12 protein-coding genes and 1 pseudogene are annotated in these 14702 nt (G+C 54.6%); 3 read left to right on the top strand and 10 right to left on the bottom strand.

The window, feature by feature from the left end; all coding sequences use genetic code 11:
- Window position 1: 1 nt before the first annotated feature.
- The 8 genes and pseudogenes from ACR0LN_RS14225 to ACR0LN_RS14190 form a co-directional block, all read right to left on the bottom strand.
- Window positions 2–931, bottom strand: a pseudogene (locus tag ACR0LN_RS14225) (NAD(P)-dependent oxidoreductase); the annotation flags it as partial.
- Between the two features lie 97 nt (window positions 932–1028).
- Window positions 1029–2033 carry a Gfo/Idh/MocA family protein gene (locus ACR0LN_RS14220; RefSeq protein WP_480430495.1) on the bottom strand — a complete coding sequence of 335 codons (1005 nt, stop codon included), beginning with the start codon at window positions 2031–2033 and terminating at the stop codon, window positions 1029–1031.
- The gene (locus tag ACR0LN_RS14215) at window positions 2030–3532 is read right to left on the bottom strand and encodes a UxaA family hydrolase (RefSeq protein WP_480430494.1); all 1503 of its coding nucleotides are present in this window, start codon (window positions 3530–3532) and stop codon (window positions 2030–2032) included. The genes ACR0LN_RS14220 and ACR0LN_RS14215 overlap by 4 nt, the downstream gene beginning before the upstream one ends.
- 24 nt (window positions 3533–3556) lie before the next feature.
- Entirely contained in the window at window positions 3557–4507 is a 951-nt protein-coding gene (locus ACR0LN_RS14210; RefSeq protein WP_480430493.1) for a phytanoyl-CoA dioxygenase family protein, read from the bottom strand.
- A 10-nt stretch (window positions 4508–4517) separates the two neighbouring features.
- On the bottom strand, window positions 4518–6140 hold the full coding sequence (locus tag ACR0LN_RS14205; protein ID WP_480430492.1) for a TRAP transporter large permease: 1623 nt from the start codon (window positions 6138–6140) through the stop codon (window positions 4518–4520).
- Window positions 6140–6982 carry a TRAP transporter small permease subunit gene (locus ACR0LN_RS14200; RefSeq protein ID WP_480430491.1) on the bottom strand — a complete coding sequence of 281 codons (843 nt, stop codon included), beginning with the start codon at window positions 6980–6982 and terminating at the stop codon, window positions 6140–6142. Before ACR0LN_RS14200 ends, ACR0LN_RS14205 begins: the two co-directional genes overlap by 1 nt.
- A 16-nt stretch (window positions 6983–6998) precedes the next feature.
- Window positions 6999–8168, bottom strand: a complete 1170-nt coding sequence (locus ACR0LN_RS14195) for a mandelate racemase/muconate lactonizing enzyme family protein (protein ID WP_480430490.1) — start codon at window positions 8166–8168, stop codon at window positions 6999–7001.
- A gap of 79 nt (window positions 8169–8247) precedes the next feature.
- Window positions 8248–9261 (bottom strand): TRAP transporter substrate-binding protein, encoded by a 1014-nt coding sequence (locus tag ACR0LN_RS14190; RefSeq protein ID WP_480430489.1) that lies wholly within the window; start codon window positions 9259–9261, stop codon window positions 8248–8250.
- Between the two features lie 198 nt (window positions 9262–9459).
- Between ACR0LN_RS14190 and ACR0LN_RS14185 the strand changes: the two genes are divergently transcribed.
- Window positions 9460–10110, top strand: a complete 651-nt coding sequence (locus tag ACR0LN_RS14185) for a GntR family transcriptional regulator (RefSeq protein ID WP_480430487.1) — start codon at window positions 9460–9462, stop codon at window positions 10108–10110.
- Here ACR0LN_RS14185 and denD read toward each other — a convergent pair.
- Complete coding sequence (denD, locus tag ACR0LN_RS14180; protein ID WP_480430485.1) at window positions 10107–11075, bottom strand: D-erythronate dehydrogenase; 969 nt, start codon at window positions 11073–11075, stop codon at window positions 10107–10109. The two genes, ACR0LN_RS14185 and denD, sit on opposite strands and share 4 nt — an antisense overlap.
- Complete coding sequence (locus tag ACR0LN_RS14175) at window positions 11072–11956, bottom strand: NAD(P)-dependent oxidoreductase (RefSeq protein WP_480430483.1); 885 nt, start codon at window positions 11954–11956, stop codon at window positions 11072–11074. The genes denD and ACR0LN_RS14175 overlap by 4 nt, the downstream gene beginning before the upstream one ends.
- Window positions 11957–12146: 190 nt before the next feature.
- On the opposite strand from ACR0LN_RS14175, the gene ACR0LN_RS14170 reads away from it, so the two are divergent.
- Window positions 12147–12905 carry an SDR family oxidoreductase gene (locus ACR0LN_RS14170; RefSeq protein ID WP_480430481.1) on the top strand — a complete coding sequence of 253 codons (759 nt, stop codon included), beginning with the start codon at window positions 12147–12149 and terminating at the stop codon, window positions 12903–12905.
- The gene (locus ACR0LN_RS14165) at window positions 12902–14698 is read left to right on the top strand and encodes an IlvD/Edd family dehydratase (protein WP_480430479.1); all 1797 of its coding nucleotides are present in this window, start codon (window positions 12902–12904) and stop codon (window positions 14696–14698) included. The genes ACR0LN_RS14170 and ACR0LN_RS14165 overlap by 4 nt, the downstream gene beginning before the upstream one ends.
- The last annotated feature ends 4 nt before the right edge of the window (window positions 14699–14702 follow it).

Raw genomic sequence — 14702 nt, 5'->3', positions numbered from 1 at the left:
ATCAGGTGTTGAAACGCTTGACGTAGTAGTCAACCATCTGGCTGACCATGTCATCCGCCTGACCGTGGTCGCGCGCGTCATTCAGCGCCGAAAGCGCGCCCTGCGACATCACGCTGGCAACGCCCGCCTCGCGCGCCATTCGGTCATAATACCCGAGGTCTTTTGCCGCGTTCTTAATGGCAAAGGCCAGCTGATTTGGGTCGCTCTCAACGCCGTAGGCTTTGACAAAATCCATCATTCCGGAATGCAGCGGCCCTGCGGCCATAACGTCATACAGCTGCTTGCGGTCAACACCGGTGATATCTGCCATGGCAAAGGCTTCGGCCATCGCGTTAGCGACGGTCATTCCGAAGAAGTTGTTGATCAGCTTTACCGTGTGCCCGGACCCAACGGGGCCAAGGTAAAAGACGTTTTCGCCCAAATCCTTCAGTGTCGGCTCGGCTTTGTCGAAGGCAACCTTGTTGCCGGAAGTCATGATGTTGAGCTTGCCTTCGAGCGCGTGCGCCGGCGTCCGGCCAAGCGGCGCATCAAGATAGCTTCCACCGGCTGCGGCAACCTCTTCGGCCAAGGCGCGTGTACTGCCTGGGAGAGAGGTGCCAAAGTCGATGACGACCGCCCCGGGTTTCAATCCCGCAATCACTCCATCTGTACCTCGCATACGATCCTCGACCTGTTCGGAGGTGCCCATGCACAGCATCACGATGTCGCTGGCTTCAGCCAGTTCTTGGGCGTTTTGCATCTCGCGGGCGCCCCGGTCAATCGCGGCGTCCAGGTGCGTGCGGTCGCGGTTTCCCAATACAGCGACCGAGTATCCTTGGTCCAACAGTCGGCTCACCATGGCTCCGCCCATTAGTCCCAAGCCGATAAACCCGATTGATGGTTTGCTCATTGGTTTCCCTTTCCGTGAATGTGTCTGGTTTCCATTCTTGTGTCTGGTGCGGGCGGCTTTACAGTTTAAATGCTCATTTTGCCCGGTGGAATATCATTGATTTTTGAGTGGTCCGGTATTTTGCCGGGCCGCATGTCCATCAGGCCGGCGCCCGCGCTCGAGTTGTTCGCGCCTTTAGCCCGTCTTCTATCCATGATGTGACCTCGAGCGTCCGGGCTGCATCCTCGACGTCGATCAGTGGAGGGGCGCCGTCGATCACGTCAAGGAAATGATCCAGTTGCGCCTCCAATGGTGCGCGTTGCTGTTCCGGTCGTGTAAGCTGGTCCTTTTGGGCCGCAGTCCCCCAATCCTTTCCACGCCACAGAGTCATGGAGGGAAAACTCACAGCACCACTGGTTCCCGTGATCCACATCATGTCCTGGTGGGTCGTGCCGATGTTCGGGTTCTCGCCGGTTCCAGCCTCAAACCCCCAAGGGCTGGGTGCGGTGTCGGCAAAGCTGATAGTGCCCGTCGCGCCGTTTTCGAACGCGGTCGCGATAGCCCCGCTTTCTATCCGATCCGATCCGCGGATCGACGCGCCGGGCAGGGCGACGACATCCGAGATTTCTCCGATCACAAACCGCAGGACATCGATATCATGCACCAGATTGATCATGACTGGGCTGCCATCAGAAGTCCGCCAGTTCTGTTCAAAATAGCTCTCGGGTTTACGCATGGCCCACAGCAACGAGACGTTGATGACTTGTCCGATCGTACCTTGCGCGATCACCTCTTTCAGGTGCTGCAAGGTTGTATGATACCGCCGATGGTGGCCCACAAGGCTGCGGACATCGGCCTGGCGAACGGCCGTTCTCAGGCGCAGGGCATCATCGACCGATGCGGCAACCGGCTTTTCGATCAGCATGTGCCAACCGCGGGATGCGGCTAGAATGCCATGTTCGGCATGCAGGCGGGTGGGCGTCGCGATGATGACGCCATCTACGGGGCTCTGCACCTCGTCCATACTGGCAAAACGCGGCGCGTCGATCTGGATCGAACCATCTGGATCGGCCAACCCGACCAACATGCAGTCGGGATGCTCAATCACGGCGCGGACGTGGCGGATGCCGATCAACCCGCCGCCAGCTACAAGGATCCGTTTCACATCACCGCTCCGATTTGCCAGGGAACGAATTCGTAGTCACCCAGGCCCTGCGCCTCGGACTTGGTCCGCGCGCCCGAGGCGACTTGGAGCAGCCGTCGGTATATTTCCTGTCCTTTTTCTTCGACGCTGGCACCTTTGGTCAGAATATCGCCCGTATCCACGTCCATGTCTTCAGGCATGCGCGCTGCCAACTCAGAGTTGGTAGCGATTTTCAGCGTGGGCGCTGGTTTGGACCCAAAGGCAGAGCCGCGCCCCGTGGTGAAGCACACTAGGTTGCACCCGGCCGCGATCTGCCCGGTCACCGAGGCCGGGTCATATCCGGGGCTGTCCATGAAGGTGAAGCCTTTGGCGGTGATGGGTTCAGCGTATTTGAATACACCGGTCAAAGGGGTGGTTCCACCCTTCGCCGCTGCCCCCAGCGATTTCTCAAGGATGGTCGTCAGCCCCCCGTGCTTGTTGCCGGGGCTTGGGTTGTTGTCCATCGAGCCGTGATTGCGAGCGGTATAGTCCTGCCACCAATCGATCAGTCCGATAAGTTTTTGCCCAGTTGCGCGACCAAGGGCGCGGCGGGTCAAAAGATGTTCGGCTCCGTAGATTTCGGGCGTTTCCGCAAGGACACCGGTGCCGCCTTGGGCAACCAACAGGTCGCAGGCATGTCCGAGCGCAGGGTTTGCGGTCACACCTGACCAAGCGTCCGATCCACCGCATTGCAGCGCAACCATCAATTCAGACGCCGGGGCTTCGCTGCGCCTCGCCACATTCGCAATGGGCAGCATCTTGTTAATCTTGCTGATGCCCGCTTCCACGGTCCGGCGCAATCCGGCGACGTTCTGGATGTTCATTGTCTGGAAGGTGGGACTTTGCTTCAGACCATACGCGTCCAGCAGCCAGTCGATCTGGTTCATCTCGCAGCCCAAACCGACCATTAGAACGGCAGCGTGGTTGGGATGTTTCGCAAACCCCCACATGACCCGTTGAAGTGCTTCGAAACCGTCGCCGGAATCGGCCATTCCGCAGCCTGTTCCGTGGACAAAGGCCACCACGCCGTCGACGTTCGGAAACTCGGCCAACTTGTCCGGCGTGAAGTGGTTGGCGATCATACGGGCCGCAGTCGCCGAACAATTAACTGTGGTCAGAACCGCGATGTAATTGCGCGTGCCGACCCGACCACTGTCCCGGCGGTAGCCCATGAACGTATCGACCGAGGTGGCGGGTTTCATGGGCCTGTGATCCGTCGCAAACTCGTAGTCCACACTGGTGTTGCGGAACTCGATATTGTGGGTGTGCACATGGTCGCCAGGTTCGATCGGTTGGTTGGCGTAACCGATAATCTGGGCGTATTTTCTGACAGGATCGCCGGGTGCAAGATTCCGCGTGGCGACCTTGTGTCCCGAGGGGATGCGCGTATTGGTCATGACATCCTCCACCATACTGCCGGCCTCCAGGGACCGAGTTGCAACAACCACGCTATCCGTTCGATCTAAACGTACAAAAGTCATAATCAGCTTTCTTGGCGGCAGCAGCTAGGCGCAGAACGGTGAGTCCGATGTCCACCGGTGAATATCTATGTGCGGTTGTCCGGACAGCCTTGCTCGCGCCGCTTCCCAATTGGACTTGCAGACACGCCAATCTCGCAGTTCGGTTTCGGGGCGCGATCTGGACCTCGCGATGAAGCTGGGGAAATGGTCTCGACCGGTGGGCTGGCCTGCCGCACTGAAGCGGATGTCGAACGACCAGCGGAACCGGTCCGTTTCATTGACCAGCGAAGCATGTGGCGTCAGAGGGTGAAACAGGATGATCCCGCCCGCCTTGACAGGAAGGGGCACAGCCCGGCCTTCGTCAATGAATCCGTCGGCAATACCAGTCTGCGTCCGCGCGCAATGCGGCAGGATGGATTGGTCCTGTGCCTTTGGCAGCACTTGCAGGCAGCCGTTTTCGACCGTTGCATCGTTGACGGCAATCCACACCGTGACCATGTCGGTCTGATCCGCATCCTCCAACGCAACCGCCCGGTCCTGATGCCAGTCCGTCGCTGTGATGTGCGCGCGCACCTCATCCTTGGACAGCTTGAGAGCGGGGGGCTTCAGCCGAACGTGCTGGATTGGATTGCTCACCAACTCTGGCCCGATCAACTGCTCGACAATGTCAAGCATGGGCCGGGCCGTTAGCAAGTCGAACACTGCAGGCCCGATATGGAAAGGTGTGTCCGCCATGATCCGATCGCCGGGCAACGAGATGTCCAGCGGCTGGAAATAGTCGCAACCGGCCTGATAGGCGGACAGAAGTTTGTCCCAGAAGGTCATTCCAGACGGTTCGTCCTTGACCAGCCCTTTTTCGTACCAACCGTCATAGAGCCGGCTCAGGACATCCGAGTATTCGGTCTGTACCCGATCAAGGACATCGGCAGGGATAACATCCTCGACCACGAGGTATCCGTCCGTCTGGAACTTGCTAATCTGATATTGTGCCAGCATGGGTGCGACCTCACAACAGCAGCGCGATGATGCCCGGCCAAATCAGAAGAACGGAAAGCGCCAGCAACTGGATCCCGATGAATGGCAGGAAGCCGCGGAAGATATCCGTCAGACTGATATGTGGCGGGGCCACCGACTTCAGGTAGAACGCGGCCGGGCCAAAAGGGGGCGAGAGGAAGCTGACCTGCATGTTCATACAGAACACGACGCCGAACCAGATGGCGATATGACTCGGCTCCAACTGGCCAAAGACTCCGATTTCTTCGATAGGAAGGCGCAGGACGATCGGCAGAAAGACCGGAATAATCAACAGCACGATGCCGACCCAATCCATGAATGCGCCCATGAACAGCAAGATCAGCATCATCACCAGAATGACCAGCATGGTTGGCAGCTCCTGGCCGACGATTAGGTCGGCCACGTATTGGGGCCCGCCAGCAATGGTGTAGGCACCCGCCAGCGCGGCGGCCCCGATCGTAACCCAGATGATGGTGCCTGTGGATTTTAGGGTTCGCATCAAGCTGTCCCAAACCAGCTCGAACGATCCTTCGCCCCGCAGGATGGCGATAATCAGAACGGCGAAGGCGCCCATGCCCGCAGCCTCGGTGATGCCTGTGATCCCGCCATAGATCGAGCCGAGCACGACGCCGATGACGACCAGCGGAGCGACGAGGCCTTTGCCCATTTCCCACCCGATTTTAGCGCGCTCTCTGCCAAAGACGAAGAAGATCAGCAGAAGGGCAACGATCGTGATGCCGGCAAACCAGGGCAGGTAGTCAGCCGTTCCCAGCCTCGCGGGCTCGCCCTGGCTGGCAGCGTTCGAGCCTGAGAGCTCGAAAAACGCGGCCCGGATAAACAGAACGGTGGAAAATCCTGCGACGACGATGCTCATGAAGGCCCCAAACAGTTTGCGTTTTTCGGCCGGTTCGGGGTCGTTCGGATCCGGTTCCGGTAGCGGAGCGTGATGAGGATTCAACTGCGTGCGGATGATGATGTACAGGATGATCATCGAGGCCAGCATGAAGCCGGGAATGAAAGACGCGGTGAACAGCGACTTGATCGAGGTTTCGGTGATCAGCCCATAGATGATCAGAACGATGGAGGGAGGGATCATGGTGCCCAGCGACCCCGAGGCGCAGATGACGCCGATCGCGAGATTTTGATCGTACCCTAGGCGCAGCATCTGGGGCAGGGCGATAAGTCCCAGCAGGACAACCTCACCACCGATTATGCCGGACATGGCTGCCATGATCACCGCCATGATCGAGGTCACGATCGCGATGCCGCCGCGTGTTCTGGAGAGCCAGACATTCAGCGACGAATACATGTCACGCGCGATCCCGGACCGCTCTAGCAGCGACGCCATGAAGATAAACAATGGCACTGATATGAGCACGTAGTCCGTTAAGAGCCCGTATATTTTCTGCGCTAGGATATAGAGCGGCCCAGTCCCTGGCCGACCGGTGAGAACCCCGTCGCCGAATGAAAACGGGTTCAAAAGCAGTGTCGGTTCGAACTTCAGGACAAGAACCAGAACCGCAAGCGAAGCCGAGGCCAGACCCAAGGGCATTCCGATCGCCAGAAGCACGATCAGGGCGACCATCAGGATGAGTGAGATTGTTCCAATATCCATCAGTCTTGTCCCACCGCTCGTTTGATCATTTCAATTTCGTCTTCGTCCGGTTCATCTGTGTGGATTTCCGGTTCTTTGTTCCAATCAGCGATCAAGTTCAAAATTGCTTGCATTGCGACGAGCGTAATCACGATCAGCACCATCGGCTGCAACGTCGCCGGGATCGGAGGATTGAAGGCGGAGCCATAAAGCTCCCATTTATAGAGCTTGTTGACGAACACCTGTTTGTAGCTGCCGTAGACCAGAAAGAAAGCAAATAGCACGATCAGTATTGTCGAAACCGTATCAAAAACGCGCTGAAGCCAACGTGGAACTGCATCGTACAGCAGGAATATTCGAATGTGACTGCGTTGTTGCATGGCGTAGTAGCCAGACATCAAAAACACAAAGCTAGCGAACCAGAGTGTCATTTCATTGGCCCACTCGGTCGGCTTTTCCAGGATATAGCGCATGAAGACTTCGTAGAGCATGACGACAGTCATGATTGCGATCATCATCATCGTAACTCGGCCTATGAACAACGCAAAATAATCCATAACCGTAGAGCCCTCGAACTCCATCGTCGCTGGGCGCACGGTCTTTGTACCTATCACTGCAAGAAACGGTAGAATGACGAGCGCGGCCACGTCGATGGTGTCGACATACCCCCCGAACACACCAGGTAATTCGGGCGTGACGTCGCTGCGCAGATATATTTCTGTTACCTGACTTTTGAGGGATTCAGACGTGTAAGGCAGCCAATCCAATAGGAATGCTGGGAGATGCCAAACAAGCCAACTGGCAGTCGCGACGAAGGCCAACGGTATGAGCCATTCAATTGGTCCGCCTGAATTCTTGTGCATCGCGTAACCCTCGTCCCTATCCTTCGATCCTGTAATGATCGATAAAGTCTCGATCCGGTTCGACACCCAGTCCTGGGCCTGTCGGGATCATGACACGGCCGTTGTTGGCCTTGACCTGATTTTGAATTTCCAGCGGAACGGTCAGCAGATCGTCCCTAAACTTGTTGTCCGTGGTGTCGAACTCCAGCATCGGCTCCCATGGATGCAAGCCGCCTGGAATTGCTGGCATGGCCGCCAGTAAATGCACATTAGTTGCGACGGCGATTGCGCTACCCCAGACGTGATTTACGACCGGAGTGAAATGTGCGTGGCATAGAGACAGTACTCTGAGATACTCTGAAATACCGCCCAAAGCGCATACTTCTGGCTGCGCTATGTCGATGCCGCGATTTTCAAGAAGGCTGCGCCAGGCCCAGCGATTGAAAACTGCCTCCCCGCCTGAGATGTTAACTTTAAGCGAAGTGCGCAATTCGCGGTATCCGTCAATGTCTTCCGGTGCGACGGGTTCTTCGAACCAATATGCGTCCAGTTCTTCCAACGCCCGACCGACAAAAAATGCGTCCGAAGTCGTATAGGCGTGGTTTGCATCGACCATAAAAGGAAAGTCGTCTCCAACTCCGCGTCGAACTGCTTCGCACAGCTTCACATCAGGCTTCGGGCCAAAGCCCGTTTTCATCTTGGTGGCGGTAAATCCCATTGCCTTTATCTTTGCGGCTTCATCCTCAAAACGGCTGGCCAGATTGGAAATCGGTTCATCCCGGAGCATCATGCCGTAGCCGTAACAAGGAACGCTTGTGCGATGCGCGCCGCCGACAAGCTTATGAAGGGGTAGGCCAGAGATTTTGCCGGTGATATCCCAAAGTGCGATGTCCACCCCGGACAAAGCCTGGATTGGCATTCCGCTTTGGCCATGGTCTCGCAAAAGGTTGTACACCTTGTGCCAGATCACGTCTTTGTCCAAAGGGTCCAAGCCACGGACCAATGGTTGGATTACCTTTTCCACGATGGACTTGTTGGCTATGGCTACGTTTCCGGGACCAAAGCACTCCCCCCAACCGGTTACTCCTTCATCAGTCTGAATCTCGACGAGATGGGTTGTACGCTTGTCGTAATACTGTTGCGAATAGCCCAGAACTTCCGGCATGTCGTACTGCAGTACGTGACTTATTATTCTGGTAATTTTCATGAAGTTCTGGATCCCGGCACCGATCCGGAGAGGCCGCTACGGCGGCCTTTCCGTGTATCATATTTTGGTCGAAGCCTGATTACTGCATTGCGCCCAGGTCACGCAGGAAGTTGATGTGGCTTTCCAAAAGCGCCTTTGCTTCAGGCGTTGTGGCAAATTCCGTCCAACCAACCTGAACGGCTGCGCGATACGCTGCCAGATCTTCAGGCGTCCACTCATACAGCTGAACACCTTTTGCCTTCAGGTCTTTTGCAGTTTGAGCGTTCTGAACTTCGTTTATGGTGGCATTGTGCAATGCCAGGCTGTCCATCGCGACTTCCATGATTTTCTTATGGTGTGGGGGCATTGCTTCCCAAACGTCTTTGCGGCACGCAAGGTGGTCAGCTGGCATTGAGTGGAAACCCGGATAGTTCGTGTGCCCTGCAATCTCATAAAGACCTAAGCCCACATTGTTGGTAAGGTTTGCAGCGTCTGCGCCGTCAATAATGCCGGTTTCCAAGGCCGTGAAGATTTCGTTGAAATCCATCACGATCGGAGAGGCTCCGAGTTCTGCGAATACCTTGGTTGCCAGTCCCGGAGGCGAGCGGAACTTCCAATCCTTAAAGTCTTCCACCTTAGCAATTGGCTTAGTCGACGAAAGCGACTCAGGTCCGGGAATCCACCATCCAATGAATTCCATGTCGTACCCATTATATAGATCGTTGACAGCTTCTCTGCCACCACCGTGCAGAAGCCAAGCCATTTGCTGATATGGGTTCTGGTAACCGCCGAGAAGATCGCCTGCAAACTGGAAGGCTGGGTTTTTGCCGGTCTGATAACCGCCACCCGTCATGTCGCAGTCAAGAATTCCTGTTGCTGCCGCATCGAATGTTTCAACCGACTTGACGACCGAAGATGAGTAGAACATTTCAACTTCGATTTCGCCATTCGACATTTCTTGAATGTCTTCGACGAATTTTGCCGCCATCTGGCCTGACAGTGTTTCGGGTGAAAAATGTGTTTGAATTCGAAGTTTGGTTGTTTCAGCCATCGCGAAGCCGGTTGCCAATGTCGTGGCCACCGCGGCGACGGCCGCTGTCTTGACTATTTGCATAATGTCCTCCCAGACGTTGAGCGTTGCGCGAGATAGGAAATCTTGCTGCCTCCCTTGCCTTTACGCAGGTTGACGTTAAGCCGAAGAGACGAATGCAACAAGAAAAATTTGAAATTTTAAAAATTTTCGAGATTCTTGCTGTAAATCAAAAATAAGGTTAGGACGCTATTTGGACAGAACTCGAAGGTAAATGCTGGAATGAACGAAGAGATCGATATTTATCAAGACCTTAAGATGCGCTTGATTTCGAATGGATTCGAGCATGGAGCCAAGGTTCGGGCCGAAGAATTGCGTAAAGAGTATGGCTGTTCGGCAAGCGCCGTTCGCGAAGTTCTATTTAGACTGGCGGCGGTAGGTCTAGTAGATTTTCAAGAGCAGAAAGGTTTTCGTGTTCCAGCGCGTTCGCCGCAGAAGCTCATAGAACTAACCCACGTCCGTATTCTATTGGAGGCCGAAGGCACTGCGATGTCGATCCGCAATGGCGGAGTGGATTGGGAAGCAAGATTGACGGCCGCGCATCACAAACTTAGCCATATCGAAAAACGCATACACTCCACAGACGACCCGAGCGGCCTTATCGAGATATGGTTTGCCTCGGAGAAGGAGTTTCACCAAACGCTTATTTCTGCCTGTGGCTCGGAAACCTTAAAGCAAATGCATAGCCGAGTTTACGCGCAATTCAGACAGCAGTTGATGGTGGCAGATCGGAACTTTGAGTTCATTTCTCAAAACATAAGACACCATGCCGATATACTTGAAGCAGCATTGTCTGGGGATGAGCAGTTAACACGAGAAAAAATTCACGATCATCTGAAACGCCACCTAACTGGAAAGACGATGGGCGACTAAAGCCGAATATCGTCTTCCAAATACACCTGAATGATTTTGTCGAAGCTTGATTCCGCCTTAAACCCCAACTCCAGGGCGCGATCTGTTTGAAAGTCGCGCGGCCAATTCTTGACTATTCTTTCGATTGCCTCGTCGGGTTCTCGCCTAATTAAGCCCACTGCATCTTGACCGGCCACATCGCGCAGCGCTTCGATTTGTTCGGCGACGGTGCAACTTACGCCCGGCATGTTCAACGCGCGTCTATCATTCAAAAGCTGCGTGTCCATTGTTGCTGCGTGGGTCAAAAAAGTCGCAGCGGCGCGGGGGCTGGCGTGCCAGTGGCGAATAGTTTCGGCAACTGGCAAAACAGCCTCATTCCCATTCAAAGGCTCTCGGATTATACTTGAAAAGAAGGACGAAGCGGCAGCGTTGGCTTTGCCAGGGCGCACACACAAAGTGGGCAAGCGTAAGGAAATACCGTCGATATATCCTTTCCTGCTGAAATCTGTGATCATCAATTCAGACGCCGCTTTCTGCGCTCCGTAACTGGTCAAAGGTGCCGAGAGGAACTCATCGTTTATCTTTTCGGGGAATGGTGACCCGAAAACTGCTATGGATGAGGCAAAAACCAGACAAGGTGTGTACTCGCCTCCTGATGCCTCGTGTTCATCTTTGAGTGCGTTCAGCAGTGCCCACGTCGCCATAAGGTTGACATCCCAGCCCATCGCAAAGTCTTTCTCAGCTTGGCCTGAAACGATAGCTGCAAGGTGGAATATGACGTCCGGGCGTTGAGCTGCAACCGACTTGGCGATGCCTGACGCAGTCAAATTCCCCACAATTTGCTTACCTGGCGCACTGTCGAGCGGAAACGAGAGATCGAACAGTGAGAATTGGGCATCTGCTCCAAAAGTCTTTTGGGTCGTAATGCGATGGGCCAGTTTCTGGCCCAGCATTCCTCCGCCGCCTATAACAAGGATCCGCGTCACAGCATTCCATTCCGTTTTTTGAGTTCCAGATACAAAGCCGAATGATCCAGTTCGGCCCCATCCATTTCGTCTATCAGATATTCGAAACGATTGCGCACAGATTGGGTGCTAGGTAGCTCAACGCTCAGGCTTCGTGCCTCCTCTAGCGTGTTATCCAAATCCTTTAATTGAAACTTGGATAAACCTCCGGGTTCAAAATTTCCATCAGACATTCGTTCGCCATGTTGTTGTAAGATAATACTATCCGCAAAGCCCCCCTTCAGTGCGGCCCTCAACGCGGTGGGGTCTGCACCGCCTTGCTGAGCCAGTAGTGTCGCTTCGGCGACGGCCGATATTGTCACAGCGACAATTGTTTGATTGGCCAATTTGCACAATTGACCAGAACCACTTGGGCCTACATGCACAGGACGTCCCATTGCCGTCAGAACCGGCCGCACGCGCTCCAAAATGTCCTGATCGCCACCGACCATGATCGCAAGGGTGCCAGCTTCGGCACCTACGGTGCCACCGGAAACCGGGGCATCCAGATGCTGCACCCCCATCGAGGACAATTGCGCGGATTGCTCTCTGGCGTGTTCGGGTTTGGCGCTGGACATATCAATCCAGATCATCCCCGGTTTGAGTTGTTCACGGAAAGCCTCGTCAGAAATTAGCGCGCCGGTCGCGTAACCATCCGAGAGCATGGTTATTATTACATCTGTACCCGAAACCGCCACCGGGGCAGTTTCCGCCAATGTCGCTCCTTCTGCTGTTAACGGTTTTGCCTTTTCCAAGCTTCGGTTCCATACAGTGAGCGGAATTTGGGCGCGTAAAATATTCCGTGCCATGGGAGCACCCATCAGGCCGGTTCCCAACAGAGCTACTTTGAACTGCTTGCTCATCATCTACTGTCCTTCCGAAGGTGCGCCACGCATGGTTATGGCCAAACCAAAATCTCTGTCATACGCTAACGGCTCTGGGTCCACATGCCAGAAGTCGTTGCGAGTTCGCTATGGTTTCTTTGCTTTTCGGTTAATCAGTGGGACGAAGTAACACTTTTCCAGTCGCCACTTATAGGGTCGGAATATTTATATGTCAGAAAGACTTAAGGGAAAACACGTCCTAGTCACAGCCGCCGCACAAGGGATCGGACTTGCAAGCGCAATTGCAATGGCAAGAGAGGGTGCGAAAGTCTATGCAACGGATATTAACCCTGAAAAACTAAATTTGATTCGCGGTCACAATCTCGAAAATCTCGAAATTTTCGAGATGGATGTGACGAATAATGACAGTATTCATCATGGGGTCGCGCGAGCGAAGCCAGACGTCTTATTCAACTGCGCCGGGTTTGTGCATCACGGAACTATTCTGGATGCAACCGATGAAGAATGGGATTTCGCCATGGACCTTAATGTTCGCTCAATGGTGCGCACGACAAAGGCTGTATTGCCGGGAATGCTAGAGCGCGGAGGAGGCTCGATAATCAATATGTCTTCCGCACTGGGTTCCATAATTGGTGCGCCAAATCGTTTTGTATATGGAACGACAAAGGCTGCTGTTGTTGGGCTGACGAAATCGGTAGCCGTGGACTTCATAACGCAAGGAATTCGGTGCAATTGCATTTGTCCGGGAACAGTAGACAGTCCCAGTTGGCGTGACCGCGTAGATGCGTTGGGCGAGCTACTGGGTAGCAGAGAAGAAGCCCTTGCACAATTTGTGGCGCGTCAGCCTATGGGGCGTGTAGCGAGAGCAGAAGAGATTGCTGCATTGGTCGTCTATCTGGCGAGCGATGAGAGTGCATTCACCACAGGACACACGCATATAATTGACGGGGGATGGTCAGGCCAATGACAAAAGTATCAAAAAATGATCTCCGATCTCGCAAGTGGTTCATGAATTCTGAGAACCTTGAGATGACCGCATTGTATCTAGAGAGATACCTGAATTACGGGTTGACTCGTGCAGAACTGCAATCAGGCAAACCGATCATCGGTATTGCTCAGACCGGCAGTGATTTGAGCCCCTGCAATCGGCATCATATCGAGTTGTCTAAACGCGTTCGCGACGGAATCATCGCCGCCGGGGGAACGTGCATCGAAATACCGGTCCACCCGATACAAGAGACCGGTAAACGGCCAACGGCCTCGCTCGACCGCAACCTGGCTTATTTGTCCTTGGTTGAGAGTCTGTTCGGGTATCCAATTGATGGCGTTGTTCTGAACATTGGTTGCGACAAGACCACGCCCGCACTTCTTATGGCCGCTGCGACTGTCAACATCCCAGCGATTGCCCTGTCGGTCGGTCCCATGCTCAACGGTTGGTGGAAAGGTGAACGCGCCGGATCGGGCACGGTTATATGGAAAGCGCGCGAAGACCTTGCGGCTGATGAAATCGACACCGATGAGTTCATGGAAATCGCAGCCGCCGCAGCACCTTCTGTGGGTTATTGCAATACGATGGGAACAGCGACGACCATGAACTCGCTTGCTGAGGCCTTGGGTATGCAATTGCCCGGATCAGCAGCCATACCAGCCCCGTATAGAGAGCGCGGTCAAATCAGTTATGAAACGGGTAAACGCATTGTGGATATGGTTTGGGAGGATTTACGACCAAGCGATATCATGACACGGCAGGCTTTTGAGAATGCGATTGTCATAAACTCGGCAATTGGCGGTTCGACGAACGCGCCGATCCACCTGAATGCGATCGCCCGGCATCTTGGTGTTCCGTTGACCAACGATGACTGGCAGAAACATGGCTACGACGTTCCTCTGTTGGTCAACATGCAGCCTGCGGGTAAATATCTTGGCGAAGACTACCAACAGGCCGGGGGTGTTCCCGCCGTTGTAGGAGAGCTTCTTGATGCTGGATTGCTGCCGCATCCCGATGCGATAACGGTGAACGGCAAGACGATGGGCAATAATTGCTCGGCGCGCCGGTCTCAGAATAGCGAAGTAATCAAACCTGTCGGTAGCCCGGTTAAGCAACAGGCGGGGTTCATCAATCTCTCGGGTAACCTGTTCGAGAGTGCGATTATGAAAACATCTGTGATCTCCCAGGCATTTCGAGAGACCTACCTGTCGAACCCGGATGATCCTAATGCATTTGAGGGCAGGGCGGTAGTGTTTGATGGGCCTGAGGACTTTCACCATCGGATCGATGATCCCGCAGAAAACATCGACGCAAACTGTATTCTGATTATGCGCGGAGCAGGACCAAAAGGATACCCAGGTGCTGCAGAGGTCGTGAACATGCGTCCGCCCGCGTACTTGTTGAAACAAGGTATCGAAGCCCTTCCTTGCATCGGTGATGGACGGCAATCCGGAACATCAGGAAGCCCGTCTATCCTGAATGCTTCACCCGAAGCTGCGGAGGGTGGTGGGTTGGCCTTAGTACGAAATGGTGACCGACTGCGCATCGATCTTGGCAAAGGCACAGCAGATATGCTGGTTTCGCTCGAAGAACTGCATGAACGCGCCCGCGATCTGGAGGCAAAGGGTGGGTATTCAATGCCGCCCAACCAATCCCCGTGGCAGGAAATTTTCCGCGAAAAAGTAGATCGGTTGGATCGCGGTATGACGCTCAAGGGGGCAGAAAACTACCACGATATCGCGCGGGGATTCATGCCACGCGACAATCACTAAAAGG

The organism is Ruegeria sp. AA6, assembly GCF_056542865.1.
This window is presented reverse-complemented; position numbering and strand designations above follow the sequence as displayed.